This is a genomic window from Alishewanella agri BL06 (assembly GCF_000272005.1).
GTDB lineage: Bacteria > Pseudomonadota > Gammaproteobacteria > Enterobacterales > Alteromonadaceae > Alishewanella > Alishewanella agri.
The window spans coordinates 392,410-411,020 of sequence record NZ_AKKU01000011.1 but is presented as its reverse complement, the minus strand read 5'-3'; the positions used below and the strand labels follow the sequence as shown (position 1 = coordinate 411,020).

At 51.8% G+C, this 18,611-nt stretch carries 22 protein-coding genes; 16 read left to right on the top strand and 6 right to left on the bottom strand.

Features of this window, described 5'->3' with window-relative positions:
- Positions 1-16 precede the first annotated feature (16 nt).
- The 4 genes from AGRI_RS06430 (at position 17) to AGRI_RS06415 (ending at position 2,889) form a co-directional block, all read left to right on the top strand.
- A complete protein-coding gene (locus AGRI_RS06430) occupies positions 17-1,036 on the top strand; it encodes a fumarylacetoacetate hydrolase family protein (RefSeq protein WP_008984175.1) in 1,020 nt (339 codons plus the stop codon).
- Positions 1,033-1,674: a maleylacetoacetate isomerase gene (gene maiA, locus AGRI_RS06425; protein ID WP_008984174.1), complete on the top strand. Its 642-nt coding sequence runs from the start codon at positions 1,033-1,035 to the stop codon at positions 1,672-1,674. The genes AGRI_RS06430 and maiA overlap by 4 nt, the downstream gene beginning before the upstream one ends.
- Before the next feature lie 155 nt (positions 1,675-1,829).
- Positions 1,830-2,675: a GAF domain-containing protein gene (locus AGRI_RS06420; protein WP_008984173.1), complete on the top strand. Its 846-nt coding sequence runs from the start codon at positions 1,830-1,832 to the stop codon at positions 2,673-2,675.
- Between the two features lies 1 nt (position 2,676).
- The gene (locus tag AGRI_RS06415; RefSeq protein WP_008984172.1) at positions 2,677-2,889 is read left to right on the top strand and encodes a hypothetical protein; all 213 of its coding nucleotides are present in this window, start codon (positions 2,677-2,679) and stop codon (positions 2,887-2,889) included.
- Here the strand turns inward: AGRI_RS06415 and AGRI_RS06410 are convergent.
- From AGRI_RS06410 to gloB, 3 genes are read right to left on the bottom strand one after another with little or no spacing between them, the layout of a single operon-like run.
- The gene (locus tag AGRI_RS06410; protein ID WP_237713033.1) at positions 2,873-3,364 is read right to left on the bottom strand and encodes a hypothetical protein; all 492 of its coding nucleotides are present in this window, start codon (positions 3,362-3,364) and stop codon (positions 2,873-2,875) included. The genes AGRI_RS06415 and AGRI_RS06410 overlap by 17 nt on opposite strands.
- Positions 3,365-3,371: 7 nt before the next feature.
- Positions 3,372-4,955, bottom strand: a complete 1,584-nt coding sequence (locus AGRI_RS06405) for a LysM peptidoglycan-binding domain-containing protein (RefSeq protein ID WP_008984170.1) — start codon at positions 4,953-4,955, stop codon at positions 3,372-3,374.
- Positions 4,956-5,010: 55 nt separating this feature from the next.
- On the bottom strand, positions 5,011-5,778 hold the full coding sequence (gloB, locus tag AGRI_RS06400; protein WP_008984169.1) for a hydroxyacylglutathione hydrolase: 768 nt from the start codon (positions 5,776-5,778) through the stop codon (positions 5,011-5,013).
- Between the two features lie 40 nt (positions 5,779-5,818).
- On the opposite strand from gloB, the gene AGRI_RS06395 reads away from it, so the two are divergent.
- Positions 5,819-6,583 (top strand): class I SAM-dependent methyltransferase, encoded by a 765-nt coding sequence (locus tag AGRI_RS06395; RefSeq protein WP_008984168.1) that lies wholly within the window; start codon positions 5,819-5,821, stop codon positions 6,581-6,583.
- A 33-nt stretch (positions 6,584-6,616) separates the two neighbouring features.
- Here AGRI_RS06395 and AGRI_RS06390 read toward each other — a convergent pair whose 3' ends face one another.
- Both AGRI_RS06390 and AGRI_RS06385 read right to left on the bottom strand, forming a co-directional pair.
- Positions 6,617-7,474 (bottom strand): TraB/GumN family protein, encoded by an 858-nt coding sequence (locus AGRI_RS06390; RefSeq protein WP_008984167.1) that lies wholly within the window; start codon positions 7,472-7,474, stop codon positions 6,617-6,619.
- A gap of 39 nt (positions 7,475-7,513) precedes the next feature.
- Positions 7,514-8,053 (bottom strand): DUF2058 domain-containing protein, encoded by a 540-nt coding sequence (locus tag AGRI_RS06385; RefSeq protein ID WP_008984166.1) that lies wholly within the window; start codon positions 8,051-8,053, stop codon positions 7,514-7,516.
- Between the two features lie 104 nt (positions 8,054-8,157).
- Between AGRI_RS06385 and AGRI_RS06380 the strand changes: the two genes are divergently transcribed.
- Both AGRI_RS06380 and AGRI_RS06375 read left to right on the top strand, forming a co-directional pair.
- Positions 8,158-9,492: a DEAD/DEAH box helicase gene (locus tag AGRI_RS06380; protein ID WP_008984165.1), complete on the top strand. Its 1,335-nt coding sequence runs from the start codon at positions 8,158-8,160 to the stop codon at positions 9,490-9,492.
- Between the two features lie 229 nt (positions 9,493-9,721).
- Positions 9,722-9,934, top strand: a complete 213-nt coding sequence (locus tag AGRI_RS06375; protein WP_008984164.1) for a cold-shock protein — start codon at positions 9,722-9,724, stop codon at positions 9,932-9,934.
- A gap of 105 nt (positions 9,935-10,039) precedes the next feature.
- Here the strand turns inward: AGRI_RS06375 and dinB are convergent, their stop codons facing one another.
- The gene (gene dinB / locus AGRI_RS06370; protein WP_008984163.1) at positions 10,040-11,173 is read right to left on the bottom strand and encodes a DNA polymerase IV; all 1,134 of its coding nucleotides are present in this window, start codon (positions 11,171-11,173) and stop codon (positions 10,040-10,042) included.
- A 232-nt stretch (positions 11,174-11,405) separates the two neighbouring features.
- Here dinB and glyA point away from each other — a divergent pair, with 232 nt between their 5' ends.
- The 9 genes from glyA to AGRI_RS06325 all read left to right on the top strand — a co-directional run bounded on the left by glyA (position 11,406) and on the right by AGRI_RS06325 (position 18,600).
- On the top strand, positions 11,406-12,659 hold the full coding sequence (gene glyA / locus AGRI_RS06365; protein WP_008984162.1) for a serine hydroxymethyltransferase: 1,254 nt from the start codon (positions 11,406-11,408) through the stop codon (positions 12,657-12,659).
- A gap of 120 nt (positions 12,660-12,779) precedes the next feature.
- Positions 12,780-13,232 carry a transcriptional regulator NrdR gene (nrdR, locus tag AGRI_RS06360; protein WP_008607564.1) on the top strand — a complete coding sequence of 151 codons (453 nt, stop codon included), beginning with the start codon at positions 12,780-12,782 and terminating at the stop codon, positions 13,230-13,232.
- A gap of 1 nt (position 13,233) precedes the next feature.
- Positions 13,234-14,382: a bifunctional diaminohydroxyphosphoribosylaminopyrimidine deaminase/5-amino-6-(5-phosphoribosylamino)uracil reductase RibD gene (gene ribD, locus AGRI_RS06355; protein ID WP_008984161.1), complete on the top strand. Its 1,149-nt coding sequence runs from the start codon at positions 13,234-13,236 to the stop codon at positions 14,380-14,382.
- A gap of 1 nt (position 14,383) precedes the next feature.
- Positions 14,384-15,034 (top strand): riboflavin synthase, encoded by a 651-nt coding sequence (locus AGRI_RS06350; RefSeq protein ID WP_008951478.1) that lies wholly within the window; start codon positions 14,384-14,386, stop codon positions 15,032-15,034.
- A gap of 11 nt (positions 15,035-15,045) precedes the next feature.
- Entirely contained in the window at positions 15,046-16,155 is a 1,110-nt protein-coding gene (gene ribBA / locus AGRI_RS06345; RefSeq protein WP_008984160.1) for a bifunctional 3,4-dihydroxy-2-butanone-4-phosphate synthase/GTP cyclohydrolase II, read from the top strand.
- A 76-nt stretch (positions 16,156-16,231) separates the two neighbouring features.
- Positions 16,232-16,696 carry a 6,7-dimethyl-8-ribityllumazine synthase gene (ribH, locus tag AGRI_RS06340; RefSeq protein ID WP_008607568.1) on the top strand — a complete coding sequence of 155 codons (465 nt, stop codon included), beginning with the start codon at positions 16,232-16,234 and terminating at the stop codon, positions 16,694-16,696.
- 12 nt (positions 16,697-16,708) lie between these two features.
- Positions 16,709-17,122 (top strand): transcription antitermination factor NusB, encoded by a 414-nt coding sequence (gene nusB / locus AGRI_RS06335; protein ID WP_008607569.1) that lies wholly within the window; start codon positions 16,709-16,711, stop codon positions 17,120-17,122.
- A 42-nt stretch (positions 17,123-17,164) separates the two neighbouring features.
- Positions 17,165-18,124, top strand: a complete 960-nt coding sequence (gene thiL / locus AGRI_RS06330; RefSeq protein ID WP_008984159.1) for a thiamine-phosphate kinase — start codon at positions 17,165-17,167, stop codon at positions 18,122-18,124.
- A complete protein-coding gene (locus tag AGRI_RS06325) occupies positions 18,124-18,600 on the top strand; it encodes a phosphatidylglycerophosphatase A family protein (RefSeq protein WP_008984158.1) in 477 nt (158 codons plus the stop codon). Before thiL ends, AGRI_RS06325 begins: the two co-directional genes overlap by 1 nt.
- Positions 18,601-18,611 lie beyond the last annotated feature (11 nt).

The following is an 18,611-nucleotide window of genomic DNA, read 5'->3' as shown; positions in this document are numbered from 1 at the left end:
CAGTTAAGGAATTAAGATGAAGTTAGCAACGTTAAAAAATCAGACCCGTGATGGGCAGCTAGTGGTAGTAAGTCGTGATCTGAGCCGCTGTATTGCTATTCCGCATATCGCTGTGACCATGCAACAATTATTGGATCATTGGTCCAGCCTGGCGCCGAAGGCGGCTGAAATTTATCAGGCATTAAATGCCGGCACAGTACCGGGTGAGCAAGCTTTTGTGCAGGCCGACTGTGAGTCGCCACTGCCGCGTGCTTATCAGTGGGCAGACGGCAGTGCCTATGTTAACCACGTCGAGCTGGTGCGCAAGGCGCGTAACGCTGAGATGCCGGAAACCTTCTGGACCGATCCCTTGATGTATCAAGGCGGCTCAGATGATTTTATTGGCCCACGCGATCCTATTGCTGCCGTCAGTGAGCAGCACGGCATCGACTTTGAAGGTGAAGTGGCCGTGGTGACGGATGATGTCCCTATGGGCATCAGTGCCGAACAGGCATTAAGCCGGATCCGGTTACTGATGCTGGTCAACGACGTATCGCTGCGCGGTTTGATCCCAAATGAACTGGCCAAGGGCTTTGGTTTTTTCCAATCCAAGCCGGCATCCAGTTTTAGCCCGGTGGCCGTGACGCCGGATGAATTGGGTAAATATTGGCAGGACGGTCGCTTGCATCTGCCACTGCTGTCGCATTACAACGGCATTGCTTTTGGTAAACCTAATGCCGGCCTTGATATGACCTTCCACTTTGGCGAGTTGGTCGCACATGCGGCGAAAACCCGCAATCTGGGCGCCGGTGCTATTATTGGCTCGGGTACGGTATCGAATAAGCAAGGTACTGCCTATGGTACCTCGATTGAAGAGGGTGGCGTCGGTTATAGCTGTATCGCCGAAATCCGGATGATTGAAACCATTCGTGATGGCAAACCCAGTACCAACTTTATGCGCTTTGGCGATAGCATCCGCTTGGAAATGCTGGATGAGCAGGGCCAGAGTATTTTTGGTGCCATTGACCAGCAAGTGGTGGAGTATCAGAGACAATGAAACTCTACAGCTACTGGCGATCTTCTGCCGCTTATCGGGTGCGGATCGCCCTGAATCTGAAGCAGCTGAGCTTTGAAACCATTCCGGTGCATCTGCTCAAAGACGGTGGTCAGCAGCATAGCAGCGCCTATCAGGCGCTGAATCCGGCTGAACTGGTACCCACCCTGGTCGATGAGCAAGGTAGCCTGAGTCAGTCACTGGCGATTATCGAGTATCTGGATGAAACCTATCCCGAGCCGCGCCTGTTGCCGCAAGAGCCGTTCGCCCGCGCTAAAGTGCGGGCACTGGCGCTGGATATCGCCTGTGATCTGCATCCGTTAAATAATCTGCGGGTGCTGCAGTATCTGACGGGTGAGCTGGCGTTGGATGAAGCGCAAAAGCTGCGCTGGATCCAACATTGGCTGACACTGGGCTTTAATGCGCTGGAGCAGAAGCTGCAGCATACGGCTGGTCAGTATTGTTATGCTGACGAAGTCAGTTTGGCGGATCTGTGTCTGGTGCCTCAGGTTTATAACGCGCTGCGTTTTAATGTCGATCTCAAATCCTACCCGCTAATCCGTCAAATAAACCATAACTGTTTGCAGTTAGCGGCTTTTGCCTTAGCCGCGCCCGAACAACAACCGGATGCCCAACTGTAAGATTATGCAGCTCTGGCGCTGGTTGTTTTTCAACTGGCGACAGTCAGGGCTGCTGATTGAATACTGACAGTGGATCCGTTAAGCTGACGTGCCCCGATGTTACGGTGATCAGGGCTGTGGTATAACGATCTGAGGCAGGGAGTGGCGAGGACAGGATGACGGCAGCAGACTATTTTCAGTGGTGGCGGCAAGCACCTTTTGCAACGGCGTTGTTTCAGACCGCAATGCAACAGACGGAGCCGAGTCAATTCGTCGATGCTAATGCCGTATTTAAGATTGTTACAGGCTTGACGGAGCAACAGTTGCAGCAAAGTCAGGCCGTGCAGTTTACACTGCGCGCACTGTATTTCTCTGCGAATACGGGCTTTTACTACCAGGTGAATAGTCATGCGCCTGAGCCCGGCTATCAGCTAGTCACTATGCATCAGTTGCCAGACGTCGCGATTTCACGCCAACAAGTGCCTCTTCGCGGTGCCGATCGCTTAACGGCGGTATTACTGGAATTAACCCAGCGCTTTGTTGGCGTCACAGCAGAAATGCTGGCGCCACTGTTGCAGCAAACGTTGCAAGAGTTAGGACAAGCAGTAGCAGCCGATCGGGTTTACATTTTCGATTATGACTTTGTATTGCAAACCTGTTCCAATACTCACGAATGGTGCGCACCGGGCATCATGCCGGAAATACAGTCATTACAGCAGGTGCCTTTGGCAGCTATTCCGCAGTGGGTGAGTACCCATCAACATGGCCGAGAAATGTACATTCCAGATGTTCCCTCCTTGCCCGACCGTGATGCACTAAAATTAATTTTGCAGCCACAAGGTATAAAAAGTTTATTAACCTTACCCATTCGTGATGCTGATGGTGTGCTCGGCTTTGTTGGCTTTGACTCGGTAAGACACTATCATTACTACACTGAGCAGGAGCGGTTGCTGCTAAGTGTATTTGCCCGGGTGTTGGCGAATTTAAAGCGGCAGCAGCAGCGTTGGCAGCGGGAGGATTAAGATGTGGCACTTTCCCAGACGGTGGGCTAACAGGGCGTTATGTTATGCCGGTATTTTCGGTATCTTGTTTCAGTTAACTGCTGCGGTACATGCCTGGTGGCATGCCATCCCTTTACCTTATTTCTGGTTAATGCTGATTGCGCCGGCGCTGTGTCTGTTATCTGGGTTGTGGCCGCCGTTACAGCCACAGCGCGAGGCTAACGACGAGGCTTAAACATACTTTTAACCTGCACTTCAGCAATGCCTTGTTCATTAAAAACGAAATTTATCTGGCCCGGACCACGGCTAAAATAGAAAATCTCATCGTTAAGTTGCACCACATAACGTCCGCGTGCAGCGCGGGCTTGAGGGTCGCGGCGCAGCGTGATCTGATAGCCGGCAATCTCTAATGTAAAGCCGTTTAGCGGCTGATTAGCAAAATCCGTCACCCAAACATCCTGATCGTTTTGTAAGATCAGCGCCAATGAATATTTCTGTAATGGCGCGTTGAGCCGGGTCTGTTGACTGCCAACACTAAAAATATAACTGCCTTGTTCACGGATTAACTGCATGGGAAAAGCTTGCTGCTGCTGTTGCCCATCGGCAAATTGCAGCGCAAGTTTTCCCTCGACACTAAAGTCGGCGAAGACTTTAGTGCTCGTTAACAGCAGTAAAACCAAAAAGTTAGCTGCTATGCAATTTTTCATCATGGTGCCGTTATACCGCGCTGGCATCAACCAGCAATTTTAACTGTTGGCCTGGTTGTAAATAACGCTCTGTATTAATGTTATTCCATTTTACGATATCCGCCACTGTTACACTGAATCTTTGTGCAATCTTGGCCAGAGAATCCCCGGGACGAACCCGATAGTTCAGCGTTCTGGTTTGAGCCGCCAGTTCTGATGCCGCAGTGCTGAAAATGGATAATTTTTGACCTTCCCGCAGGCTGGCACTGGCGCTGAGTTTGTTCCAGCTTCGCAGTTGCGCGACCGTAACATCAAATTTACGGCTAAGGTCCCACAAGGTGTCACCACGTTGTACTAAATGTACAATTTCTGTAGCTGTTGCCGGGGACACCGCTGCCGGACGCTGTACCAGTTGCTGGCTGGCGTCGCCCGCTCTGGGGATCAGTAAGCTCTGGCCAATCCGGATGGTGTTGCCGCTTAATTTATTCAGGCGTTGCAGCTCAGCAACACTGATTTGATAGCGCTTGGCTATAGCACCTAGTGTATCGCCGCTTTTGACCTGATAGGGTTGCCATTGCATCAGTTTATCTGCAGGTAGTTGCGCCAATTGCGCTGAGAAGTGTTCTGCCTTGTCCAATGGCAATACCAGTTGATGCGGACCGCCAGGAGCCGTTGCCCACTGGCTAAATCCCGGATTGAGTGCTTGCAGATCGGCGACACTGATCCCGGCCAAATCTGCGGCGACACTCAGATCAACCTGATTACCGACGTCAACTACCGCAATTTTTGGTTCATTGGCAATAAACTTCCAGACAATATCAAATTCTTCCGGCCGCTGTAAGATATCAACCAGTGCCAGTAAACGAGGGATATAAACCGTTGTTTCACTGGGTAGATCTAATGACCAGAAATCGGTGGGCAAGCGGCGTTTCTTATTGGCCTGAATGGCGCGCATAATCCGGCCTTCACCAGCGTTGTAGGCGGCAATCGCATTAAGCCAATCGTGTTCCAGCGTGTTATACAGGTACTGCAGGTAATCCAGGGCTGCGCGGGTTGATTGGATTACATCCAGGCGGCCGTCGTACCAACTATTTTGCTGTAGCCCAAAACGTTTACCGGTCGCCGGCATAAATTGCCACATGCCTGCGGCCCGCGCTGGTGAAAAGGCATAGGGATCAAAAGCGCTTTCCACAATTGGCAGCAATGCCAGCTCAAGCGGCATTTGCCGTTTTTCTAACTCTTCAACGATAAAAAATAAGAAAGGTTGTGCCCGGCCGGCTACCCGATCCAGATAACCCTGATTATCGGCATAAAAATTACGTTGTTCAACGATGGGGCGGGTTTGTGGCACTTTAAAGGTGAGTTGCGTCTGGATCCGTTGCCACAAATCTTCTAATTCGGTGGCTTCCAGCAGTTGCTCTTCACTTAGGCCTGCTGTCCACAGTCGTTCCGCAATTTGTTCGGCAGAGGCGGTATTACGATGAAAGTCAGCTGCTTTGGGTTTTACTGCGGGCTGCACTGCAGTAACAGCCGTGTTATCAGAGTCAGACCCTGTCGTGCTGACACAGCCAGTAAGCAGTGCCAGCAATACAACGGCAGAGATTCTTACAGTCATAACATGGTTCCAAATGTAAAAAGACGATATTACCTGTCTGACCAGACATTGCAAGTCAGGATTTAAACTGATCTTTGGCTCGTCTTAAGTAAGTAAACAAAGCCAAAGCCGAGTTTTGATTAAATTTCCGTTGTAGCTTACTGTTTTCGCAGCGTAAAAACGGATTTAGTTTTTTCTCGGTAGCCATTAACGCTGGCAGCGTTGGTTCAGATAAGTGTCGTTTTTGTTGGCATAAGTTAAGGTACAACTGCAAATCGACATTTTCTGGTTCAACGCTAAGCGCAAACGCAATGTTGGCGAGGGTATATTCGTGAGTACAGCAGATTAGCGTATCGTCCGGCAGTGCCGCCAGGGATTGCAAAGACTGATACAGCTGCTCTGCGGTCCCCTCAAATAAGCGGCCACACCCAACGCTAAACAGAGTATCACCACAAAACAGAACGGGCGCTGAATAAAAACCAATATGACCTGCGGTATGGCCGGGAAGGTCGAACACCTGGCACTGCCAGTTTAGCTCAGGTACACTTAGCAGGTCTCCGCCGGACACTAGCTGTTCAAGTCCTTGAATTCTGGATTCTTCTGCAGCGGGGCCGATAATCCGGCAAGCTGGGTAGTGTTGTTTTAATTGCCGGATACCGCCGGTATGATCGGCATGATGATGAGTAATGAGGATCGCCGCAGGTATTTTTTGTTGTTGCTGCAGAAACGGGATCACGGCTTCAGCATCACCCGGATCGACAACCAGACAGTAGGGGTTGTGTTGCTCGGTCAGAACCCAGATATAATTATCATTAAAGGCAGGTAGCGGGATCAGTTCTGGCATTTGAAGGCTCCATGCATCGCAAAGAAGGCTGCACCTTAACATGAAACCGGCATTACGTGAAAATCAGCTGCACGCGCCGAAGCACTGGCAAAGTTTCCGGCAGGGACCGGCCTTGGCCGCAGCATTAGAGCAGCAATTGGCACCCTGGTGGCAGCAAATCTTTGGCTATTATTTGTTAAAAGTTGGGGATCTCAGCTGCCAACTTAGCACGCCGGAATGCCGGGTGCGTTATCAGTTACGGCTGGGCTCTGCCAGTATTACCCCTGATGTTGTGGCAGAGCCGGATGCGTTGCCGATCGCTTGTAGTAGTGTCGATGCGGTATTGCTCAGCCACTGCCTGGAGTTTCAGAATGATCCGCATCATGTGATCCGTGAAGCACACCGGGTGCTGGTCGCTGACGGCTATTTGTTGCTCAGTGGCTTTAACCCACATAGCTGGTTAGGGTTATGGCGCTGTTTACCTGCGTATCAGCAGCAATTGCCCTGGCAAGGACACTTTTTTAGTGCTGCCAGGATCAAAGATTGGCTACACCTGATCGGTTTTGAAGTAATGGCTGAACAGCGATTTTTTTGCAGCGCCATGCTGGCACAAGAGTTTCGGCAGAATAGCTGGCAGAAGTTTAATGAGCGTTTCCTGTCTCTGTTTGCCTCCAGTTACTTATTAGTGGCACGCAAAAGAGAATTACCGCTGACGCCAATCCGCCCGAAGTGGCGGGTACAAAGCAATTTTACTGCGGCGCAGCAGGGGATCCGTGCCCGGGAAACATTACCGCTGTCAGAGCAAGCACTACCACGCCAGCAATAGCGAACGTGGTAGTGCAGAAGGTTGGACCAGGTATTACTCAGTTAATTGCGTCAGGCTATATCCCTGGTCAGCAAGCAGCTTTAGTAAACCATCTTTGCCCGGCAAGTGCAGGGCGCCAACCAATACCATCACATTATTTTGTTCCAGCGTGGTGAGGGTTTGCATCCAGGCATGATTACGTTTGGTCAACAGAATGGCTTCCATTTCCGGATATTGCTGCATTTCGGTTAAAAATAGCTTGTCCAGAGCGGCAACATCGCCGCTGCGCCAGGCCGCGATCATGTCATCTAACATTGCGGCAATCTTATCGATATCTCTTAAGGCAGAGCTGATAACTTCATCAGCATCTAACTGGTTCATCGCATCCAGCACCGCCAGATGTTCGTCCAGGCTTTCTAAACCGCCAAGCGTTTTATTTTGTTGCTGGCCCAATTGCCAATAGTGCATATCGACCCCGGTACCTGCAGCGCCAAGGCGTTGTAATTCCAATACCGACATTGTCATCGCCGCAAAAGCCGGCTTAAACTGCAATAATGAATTCAGTGGCCATTGCCGTTTTTCAGCTTCCGCTTGCAATTTCGCCAGCACCTCAGCCGACAGTACCTGTTGCAGGCTTTGACCGGGGGCATAGGTATTCCGTGACATCAATTGCATCATCCCTTGTTGTTGCGTCATGGCTCCCAAATCCGTTTCAAACAGCAGACTGTTGCTGGCGTTAAAGGCTGTGTCATAAGCTTTCGGCAGAGGATAGTCGCTTTCACTTAACAGGTGCACGGTGCCGGCCAAATAGAAGGTTTTATCACCCTTACTAACTTGCCACACCGAAGCTGCAGACAGCGCCTGGCTGACGAAGAACAGCAAGATAAAACTTAAATGAATTATTGACCGCATAGTGTTGCTCCTTTAATTAGCGGTAAACCGTACCCGGCTCTACCACATCAAGTCATCCGGGATCTGATAAGCAGCATAGGGATCATCCTCGGCTGCCTGCTCGTGCTGTTGCCGGCTATTCAGCAAAATAATGCTGTCGGGTTGACGCTGCTGGATTTTTTCGGCGATTTGCGCCGGAACCAGTGCATATTGCTCGCCCAGCCGGGCAATGGCTAGTAAACCACGGGTTAATTCACTATGCAACTTATCATTAACGTATAGCCGTTTCACCAACTTGCCATCAGTAAAATTAAAGGCCACTTCACCACTCATCTTAATCTGATTGCTTTCAATCAGCTGTTTCACCTGGGCGGCAATGGCTTTTTTCTGCAGTTCAGCCTGCTTTTGCCGGTTTAGCTCCTGATCCCGGGCGACCTGTTCCTGGCGACGTTGCTCGGCGAGAATACTAGCTTCATTAACCACTTTTTGATTTTTCGGCGCCTGCACCCGTTGTTGATGCTGCTGTTTTTTTACGGTTTTTAGTTTCTTGGCATCAGCCAGGCCAGCTTTTAACAGTTGTTCTTTCAGAGCATTACTCATCGTTAATTCATCACAGTAGTGCGTAAGGTGACGCTATACTAGCGCGATGGGCGGTTGCAGACAATTAGGGTATACTGGGCACCAGATTTTTGGAGACAGATATTTTGCAATTTCAGGATATGGGGCTGGACCCGCGTTTGCTGCGGTCTGTTCAACATTTAGGCTTTGCCCGGCCTACCGAGATCCAACAGGAAGCCATACCCGCAGTGATGGTAGGGCGCGATCTGCTGGTATCGTCAAAAACCGGCTCGGGTAAAACGCTGGCCTATTTGCTGCCGATGATGCAGCGGTTGTTAAAAAGCCGGGCATTATCGAAACAGGATGCGCGGGCGCTGATCTTAACGCCGACCCGTGAGCTGGCTAAACAAGTCTATGCCCAGTTACGACTATTCGTGGCTAATACCCCGGTGACTGCCGTGCTGCTGGTGGGGGGCGAGAATTTTAATGATCAGGAAAAGCTGCTGAAACGCCAGCCTGATATTATTGTGGCCACGCCCGGCCGTTTTGTTGATCACCTCGAGCATAAGTCGGTATTTTTACAGGGCCTGGAAATGCTGATCCTGGATGAAGCGGATCGGATGCTGGATCTGGGTTTCTTACCGCAACTGACCATCATTAATAAAGCCGCCGATCATCGCTTACGGCAGACCTTGTTGTTTTCCGCCACGCTGGAGCATACCGACTTAGATGCGTTATCACTGGCGCTGTTAAAAAATCCGTTTCGGGTTAGTGTAAATAGCGGGCACGAGCTGCACAGTGATATCAGCCAGCGCTTCTATTTTGCCGATCATTTAACGCACAAAGAAGCGCTGCTAGCGAAGTTGTTACAGCAGGAAAGCCTGAAGCAGCTGATTATTTTTACCGCAACCCGCGATGACGCTGGCCGGCTGGCCGAGTTTTGTCAGCAAGCCGGTTTGCCCGCTATTGGTTTAAGTGCGCGGCTGAATCAGGCACAGCGTAATAAAGTGATGCAGGATTTCGCCAGCGGCAAGTATCAGGTGTTGGTAACGACTGATTTGGCCTCCCGTGGTCTGGACCTGTTGCAAGTATCACATGTCATCAATTTTGACCTGCCGAAACATCCGGAAGAATATGTACACCGCATCGGCCGTACCGGCCGGGCCGGTGCCAAGGGTACCGCAATCTCGCTGGTTGGTCCAAAGGATTGGCCAGCGCTACAGAAAATCGAAGCCTTCTTACGACGGCCGGCAGAATTCAGTACCCTGGAGGGGCTTACAGCGCGCTTTAATGGCCAGCCGGTAGTTAAGATGGCGCCGAAGAAAGCCGCACAAACTAAGGCTGCCAAGCCAGGTGCTGGCAAGGCAACACGGGTAGTGGCAAAACCTGAAACCAGCCCAACTGCAACGGCCAAACGTTTCTTTCAGGGCGGCGACGATGGCAGTGCACCGGTGCGGCGGAAAAAAATTCAGCCAGAGTGATTATTTTTTCAACATCTGCTGCTACACTCAAAAAGTGACATAGCAAAACTTGCCATGTCGCCGGTACGGCCTGTACAGCAACGAAAGTTCTGTTCGCTCCGGTATTTATGTTGACCACAGCATCAGCGCCACTGATAATGAGGTTGAATATCTATCAGCTCGATTACCTGGCCGGTAATATTTAAGACGCCGGAGCTCCGGCAAACTTTTGTTTAAGTAAGAGAATGTTATGTCACAGTTAATTTCTGGTACAGTGAAGTGGTTCAACGAGGAAAAAGGTTTTGGTTTTATCGCCCGTGAAGGCGGCAAAGACGTGTTTGTACACTTCCGCGCCATCAACGGCACTGGTCGTAAAACGCTGGTTGAAGGCCAGAAAGTAACTTTCGAAGTTACTGAAGGTCAAAAAGGCCCACAGGCTGAAAACGTCACTGTTACCGGTTAATTAGTCTCGTTTTTTTAAAAGAGCCGGCCTAGCGCCGGCTTTTTATTGCTGCCGACTTTATTGCCGGCTTAGTTGGCACTGCTGCCTTGATTCAAACCCGCTGGCTTAACCAGGCAGACAGGCCGCACTATAATTAAATTCATTAGGATGGGTTAGCGCCACCTCAAATGGCAGGCTCAACTGCTCTTCGCACTGTGTTTTAAAGCCCAATTGCAATCCCAACAGGCGAATACCCTGATCCGCGCGTCTTTGCCAGGCCTGTGTTAACAGCTCGTTTAGTAATACCGGGTCCAGATGCTGGCTTTGCGTCTCGACTGTGGTCAGCCGAAAATCACTAAACTTTAATTTCACGCCGATTTTAGCCAGTAAATGCGCCTTGCCGCTTTGCTCGAGCCGGCGTTGTAAATCCGGCAATAACTGTTGCAGCATCTGCTGGGCGTCAGTTAGTTGGTGTAAATCGCTGGCCAGTGTCCGCTCCACCGCGACCGATTTGCGCTCCCGGCTCGGTTGCACCTCGCGCAGATCGATACCCTGACAGCGCTCTAACAAACTGGCGGTTTGACTGCCAAACTCTTTGAGTAGAGCGCTTAGTAACGGCAGCGGCACTTCACCACCCGGCGGTACAATATCGCGGCAAAATTGTAGTCCCAGCCTGGCCAGCTTCTCCGCTGCCTTAGGGCCGACGCCGGGAATTTTGCGTAGCGGCAGCGCGGCGACAAAGTCGGCTACCTTAGCCGGCGTTAACACAAAAAGCCCATCCGGCTTATTTTCATCACTGGCAATTTTTGCCAGAAATTTATTTGGTGCCACCCCGGCGGAGACGGTCAGACCGGTTTCCGCGAACACGCTACGGCGGATATCTTCGGCAATCAGTGTCGCGCTGCCGGCAAAATGTGGGCTGGCACTGACATCAAGATAGGCTTCATCCAGGGATAAGGGTTCGACTAACGGCGTGTAGCGCAAAAAAATCTGGCGGATCTGCTTACTGACTGCCTGATATTTATCCATATTGCCGCGGACAAAAGTCAGCTGCGGGCAACGCTTTAATGCCTCATGACTGGACATCGCGGAGCGCACACCAAAGGCCCGCGCCGGATAATTACAGGTGGCGACAACACCCCGTTTACCGTCACTGCCGATGGCAAGCGGAATATCACGCAGCCGCGGATTATCGCGCATCTCCACGGCGGCGAAGAAGCAGTCCATATCCAGATGAATAATTTTCCGCGTCGAAGTCATTACTGCTTAGTGTGCTGTATGAATAACCAGTAATTTAGCCGATGGTCGCGGCTTTGGCAACTTTGCTGCACATTTTTAGCACGGTAAAAACAGCGCGGGTGGCATATTTTGTTTTGCAGAAGTCTGGACGGCTGTTTTTTCGGTGCAACAATTTTTATTTCAGGGTAGAATAGCCGCCAGTTTTTCAAACTGTCGTTAACGTTAAGCGTGATAGCCGCGCCCAGGAGAAAGCATGTTAAAGCGTGATATGAATATTGCGGATTTTGATCCGGAATTATGGCAATCCATGGTTCAGGAAACTGAGCGGCAGGAGGCTCACATTGAGCTGATCGCGTCAGAAAACTATGCCAGCCCCCGGGTGTTGCAGGCGCAAGGTTCACAATTAACCAATAAATATGCTGAAGGTTATCCGCACAAACGTTACTACGGCGGCTGTGAATATGTGGATATCGCGGAAGATTTAGCCATTGCCCGCGCGAAAGAATTATTTGGTGCCGACTACGCCAACGTACAACCGCATTCAGGTTCACAGGCGAACTCAGCGGTATTCCTGGCCTTATTAAATGCCGGCGATACCATTCTTGGCATGAGTCTGGCCCATGGCGGTCACCTGACCCACGGTGCCACAGTTAGTTCCTCTGGTAAGCTGTATCATGCAGTACAGTACGGTCTGCATCCTGAAACGGGTGTGATTGATTATGATCAGGCTGAAGCCCTGGCGTTAGAGCACAAGCCGAAGCTGATTATTGCCGGCTTCTCGGCATACTCAGGTATTGTTGACTGGCAGCGCTTCCGTGAGATTGCGGATAAAGTCGGTGCCAACCTGATGGTGGATATGGCGCACGTTGCCGGTCTGGTGGCGGCGGGTCTGTATCCCAACCCGGTACCTATCGCCGATGTGGTGACCACCACCACCCATAAAACCCTGGCCGGCCCTCGTGGCGGTCTGATCCTGGCCCGGAAGAATGAAGCCATTGAGAAGAAACTGAATTCAGCGGTGTTCCCGGGCGGACAGGGTGGCCCGTTAATGCATGTGATCGCGGCGAAAGCGGTAGCCTTTAAAGAAGCGCTGCAGCCGGAATTTAAAGTTTATCAGCAGCAGGTGCTGGTGAACGCTAAAGCCATGTGTACTGAGATGATCAGCCGTGGCTATAAGATTGTATCCGGTGGTACCGAGAACCATCTGTTCCTGATGGATCTGATTGATAAAGATATCACCGGTAAAGATGCCGATGCCTGGTTAGGGCTGGCGCATATTACGGTAAACAAGAACTCAGTACCGAACGACCCGCGTTCGCCATTTGTTACCAGCGGTCTGCGCATCGGTACCCCGGCTATTACCCGTCGTGGTTTTAAAGAAGCCGAAGCACGTTTAGTTGCTAACCTGATTTGTGATGTGCTGGATAGCCGTGGTGACGAGGCGGTAATTGCCAAGGTACGGGCTCAGGTGGCTGAAGTCTGTGGCCGCTTCCCGGTTTATGCCTAAGGCATAACTCGTGCTATGCTGTGATGGCCGCTAATGCGGCCATTCTTTTATGCAAAGCGCCGGCTAAACAGGCTGTTAGCGCCTTGTCCTGAACAGTTAGCTAGGGGGTAAAAGGTCAGTATGTATTGTCCCTTTTGTAATGCCGATGATACCAAGGTCATTGACTCGCGTCTGGTCGCCGATGGTCATCAGGTGCGCCGTCGTCGCGAGTGCCTGGCTTGCCACGAACGCTTTACTACCTTTGAAGCGGCAGAGTTGGTGATGCCACGAATTATTAAACGTGACGGCTCCCGCGAACCCTTTAATGAAGATAAGTTACGCAGCGGTTTATTACGCTCGCTGGAAAAGCGGCCGGTGGCGACCGAACAAATTGAGCAGCTGATTAATAAAATTAAATCCCAGCTCCGGGCTACCGGTGAGCGGGAAGTCGCCAGTAATTTGCTGGGGAATCTGATAATGGATGAGCTGGTGAAAGTCGATAAAGTTGCTTATGTGCGCTTTGCCTCGGTGTACCGCTCCTTTAAAGATATCCGCGAGTTTGGTGAAGAAATTGCCCGCCTCGGAGAGCAATAAGGTGAGTTTTAGTCAGGCCGATCATGCTTTTATGCGCCGCGCGCTGGCGCTGGCAGCACAGGGCCGTTTTACTACTGATCCCAACCCCAATGTGGGAGCGCTGGTGGTTAAGGATGGCCAGGTGCTCGGCGAAGGCTTTCATCAGCAAGCCGGCGGCCCGCATGCTGAAGTCTTTGCCTTACAACAAGCCGGCAGCGCCGCCCGGGGGGCGACCTGTTACGTGACGCTGGAGCCATGTGCCCACTATGGTCGCACGCCACCTTGTGCGGAAGCCCTGGTAAAAGCCGGTGTCGCCAGGGTGGTGATTGCAATGCTGGATCCGAATCCGCTGGTCGCAGGTAAGGGCGTTGCCATACTGCAACAAGCTGGCATTAGCGTTGCGCACGGTTTATTAACTGAGGAAGCCAGAGCGCTTAATCCGGGCTTCTTGAGCCGGATGGAGCGGCAGCGGCCTTATCTGTATCTGAAACTGGCGGCCAGTCTGGATGGGCGTACCGCCCTGGCGAATGGCCAGAGTCAATGGCTCACCAGTGACGTCGCGCGCGCTGACGTGCAGTTATGGCGGGCGCAGGTTAGCGCGATTTTATCCACTGCCAGTACCGTACTCGCCGATGCGGCGCGTTTAACGGTACGGCAAAGTAGCGATGCTGGCGCAGAGCCGGCTGCCTTGATCCGGCCGCTTGCCGATGGCAGTTTACGCCAGCCACTGCGGGTGATTCTGGACCGGCAGCAGCGGTTAACCGGCAGCGAACCACTGTTTAATGAGGGTGGTCCTGTGCTGCTGTGTTTTGCCGCTGACGCTGCGCCGCGTAAGTTAGCTGTGACAAAGGTCACAGTGGAACAACTGCCGCTGGCGTTAAGCGCTGACGGTCAGTTGGACCTGGTTCAGCTACTAACACGACTCGCAGCGCGACAGATTAATAGTCTGTGGACCGAAGCCGGCGCGATATTAGCGGGCAGTTTGCTAAAAGCTGGCTTAGTCGATGAATTACTGCTGTATCAGGCCCCGCTGCTGCTGGGCGAGCAAGGCCGGCCATTGGCGGTACTGGGTGATTTTCAGCAACTGGCGCAGACGCCAAAACTGGCGTTTAATGAGGTCATTAGTCTGGGGCCGGACCTGCGCCTGCGCGCCCGCCTGAGCGAGGAATAAGATGTTTACCGGTATTATTGAAGCCACTGGCACCCTGAGCCGGCTTAGCCCCAAGGGCGGCGATCTCAGTGTCACCATCCAGAGCAGTAGTCTGGATTTTAGCGACGTCAAATTGGGCGATAGTATCGCGACGAATGGCGTCTGTCTGACGGTCACTGCGCTGGGTAGCCAGTCTTTTAGTGCCGACTTGTCAGCTGAAACCTTAGCCCTGACCCGCTTTGGTGAATATAAGGTCGGGCAGTTGCTGAATCTGGAGAAGGCACTGCTGGCAACCGGGCGTCTCGGTGGGCATCTGGTGAGTGGTCATGTCGATGGGGTGACGTCTTTGCTGGCCATGGAACAAAGCGCCCGTGCCTGGCAACTGTGGTTTGCGCTGCCGGCAGAACTGGCGCCCTTTATTGCCCACAAGGGCTCGGTGACTATCGATGGCATTAGTCTGACCGTAAATGAAGTACTGACTGACCGATTTCGCTTAACCATAGTGCCGCATACGGCAGCACAAACTACCTTACTGACCTTGCAAAAAGGCAGTCGGGTACATATAGAGGTGGATCTGTTAGCCCGCTATATCCAGCGGCTGTTAACCACACCGGTTGCGGCGCCTAAGGGCGGTGTTGATTTGGCGTTGCTGGCGCAGCGCGGCTTTTTATAAGAAGGTTAGTTATGCAACTGAATACCCCCGCTGAAATTATTGAAGATATCCGTCAGGGCAAGATGGTGATCCTGATGGATGATGAAGATCGTGAGAATGAAGGCGATCTGGTGATGGCGGCCGAATATGTCACGCCGGAAGCCATTAACTTTATGGCCAAATATGGCCGCGGTCTGATTTGTTTAACACTGACCAAAAAGCGCTGCAAGCAGCTTAATCTGGCGTTAATGGTTGATGCCAACAAATCACCGTTCTCGACCAATTTTACCGTATCGATTGAAGCCGCTGAGGGCGTTACCACCGGTATTTCGGCAGCCGATCGCGCCCGCACTGTGAAAGCGGCGGTCGCACGTGATGCCAGTCCGGCAGATATCGTGCAGCCCGGCCATATTTTTCCGTTAATGGCGCAGGACGGCGGTGTGCTGGTGCGGGCCGGTCATACTGAAGCCGGCTGTGATCTGGCGCGCCTGGCTGGCCTGGAACCGGCCGCTGTGATTGTCGAGATCCTGAATGATGACGGTACCATGGCGCGGCGCCCGGATCTGGAAGTTTTTGCCAAGCAGCATGATATTAAGATTGGTACCATCGCCGATCTGATTGAATACCGGAACCTGAATGAAACCACCATCGAAAAGGTGGCCACCTGCCAGCTGCCAACGGAGATGGGCGAGTTTGAACTGGTGACCTTTAAAGATACTATCGATAATCAGCTGCATTTTGCGCTGGTGAAAGGGGAAATCCAGCCAGAACAACCAACCTTGGTGCGGGTACATTTACACAATACCTTCAGTGATTTATTACTGAGCAACCGTGGCGCTAATCTGAGTTTCCCATTGCACACTGCCATGCAGCGTATTGCTGACGAGGGCGGGGTGCTGGTGCTACTGGGTAAGCACGAGTCGACTGACGAGCTGGTGCAAATGGTGCAGAATTTCCAGGCCGAAGATAAAGGTGAAAAGCCCCGCTCTGCGCCCTGGAAAGGTACCTCCCGTAATGTTGGCGTTGGCTCGCAAATTCTGGCCAGCCTTGGTGTGCGGAAAATGCGGCTGTTAAGCCAACCGAAAAAGTATCATGCGCTGTCGGGTTTTGGCCTGGAAGTGGTGGATTACGTTTCTGAATAAGCCTCTGCCAGAACGTCGCAAACTATGCTATTATGCGCGGCTGATTTTAGTGGCAGTTAACAAGTAAGGACTGGCAATGCAGGTGATTGAAGCAGGCTATGCTGCAACAGGTAAAAAGATCGCGATCGTGGTCGCGCGCTTTAACAGTTTTATCGTCGAAAGTTTGCTTAGCGGCGCCGTAGATACTTTACAGCGTGTCGGCAATATCGCCGCTGAAGATATTACCGTGGTACGCATTCCCGGTGCCTTCGAACTGCCATTAGCGGTGCAGCGGGTTGCTGCCAGCAAAAAATATGACGCTATCGTTGCGCTGGGCGCGGTGATCCGCGGTGGCACGCCGCACTTTGAATATGTGTCCGGCGAATGTGTCAAAGGTATCGCTCAGGTCGCGATGCAGTTTGACCTGCCGGTTGCATTTGGCGTGCTGACGGTCGACAGTATCGAGCAGGCGATCGAGCGTGCCGGTACCAAGGCAGGCAATAAAGGCGGTGAAGCAGCGATGTCGGCACTGGAAATGATTAATGTGCTTGAGCAGCTGTAACAGGAAACCGGCATGAAACCAAATGTGCGTCGTCAGTCCCGCTCGTTAGCGGTACAAGGTATCTACAGCTGGCAAGTCAGCCAGAATCCGATTGCCGATATTGAACAGCAACTGTTGCTGGAAAACAATGTCAAACATCTGGATGTGCCTTACTTCCAGGATATTCTGCGTGGCGTGGTGTTACATCACAGTAAGCTTGATGAAGCCATTAAACCCTTTCTGGAACGGCCGTTTGAAGATATCGATCTGGTCGAGAAAGCCGTGTTACGGGTATCGGCTTATGAGCTGAAGTACCGGCTGGATGTGCCCTATAAAGTTGTCATTAATGAGGCAATTGAATTGGCCAAGGCCTTCGCCGCGGATGACAGCCACAAATTCGTCAATGGTATCCTGGACAAAGCCGTCCGGGTATTACGACCAGCATAACCTGCTTTATGGAGGCCGACGTAAGTCGGCTTTTTAATCTGTATGGGTGAATTTGATTTAATTGCCCGGTACTTTAGTCAGGCCGGAGCAAAACGCGCTGATACCCAACTGGGGATCGGTGACGACGGTGCTGTACTGCAGGTGCGGGATGGCTATGATCTGGTGATCACCACCGATACTATGGTGTGTGGCACCCATTTCTTTGCCGATGTGGATCCCAGAGCCCTCGGTCATAAGCTGGTGGCGGTTAACGTCAGTGATTTAGCAGCGATGGGCGCGGAACCTGCCTGGTTGTCGCTAGCCCTTACGTTACCGGAAGTTAACGAAGACTGGCTGGCGGAATTTGCTGCCGGTTTACATGAAACTGCCGACTATTATCACTGCCAGTTGATTGGTGGTGATACTACCCGCGGACCACTTAGTCTGACCATGATTGCCAAGGGGTTGGTGCCGCATGGTAAAGCCATTACCCGCAGCGGAGCCAAGGTCGGTGATTATATCTATGTTACCGGCACTTTGGGCGATGCCGCGCTCGGTTTAAAGTTAGTGCAAGGCCAGCATCAGGTCAGTAAGAAACATCAGGGCCACCTGCTGCAACGGTTTCATTACCCTTCAGCCCGTGTGGCTTTGGGACAGGCGCTGCGCAATCTGGCGAGTAGTGCAATGGATATCTCTGATGGTCTGGCCGGTGATTTACCGCATATTTTGCGCCGCTCCGGTGTTGGCGCCTTTATTGATGTCAATCGCATTCCGATGTCGCAAGCGTTAAAAGACAGTTGCGATCAAGCCGAAGCCTTACAGTTGGCCTTATCCGGTGGTGAAGACTATGAGTTGCTGTTCACGGTGCCGGAGAGCCGCCGTGGTGCCCTGGATGTACTGTTAAGCCCTTATGGCGTACCTGTTACCTGTATCGGCCGCATTACCGGCGCCAGTGGCAAACTGGAATTAAAAGCCGGTGAACAGGCTATTAGTTATCAACATACCGGCTTTGTTCATTTCTGATGCAGAACACTAAATTTCAGCTGTCTAAATGGCAGCATTTCTTAGCCCTCGGCTTTGGCAGTGGTTTAGCACCAAAGGCACCTGGTACCTTTGGAACTCTTGCTGCGGTGCCGCTGATCTTATTATTCAGTCAGTTAGGTACGCTTTGGTACGGGCTGTTTTTGCTATTTGGCACCGCTCTGGGTTGCTATATTTGTGGCAAAGCCGCGGCGGATGCCGGTGAGCATGACCACGGTGCTATTGTCTGGGATGAGATTATCGGCTTTATGCTGACGATGTTAATGGTGCCAATTTCTGTTAGCAGTCTGTTAGTGGGCTTTGTATTATTCCGCTTCTTTGATATTGTCAAACCCTGGCCGATCCGTTGGTTTGATCAGCGGGTGCATGGTGGTGTTGGCATTATGCTGGACGATCTGCTCGCTGCATTGCCGGCGCTGCTGATTTTACAGCTGTTAGTGCAGCTCAATTGGTTGTAAGGGTAAATCTA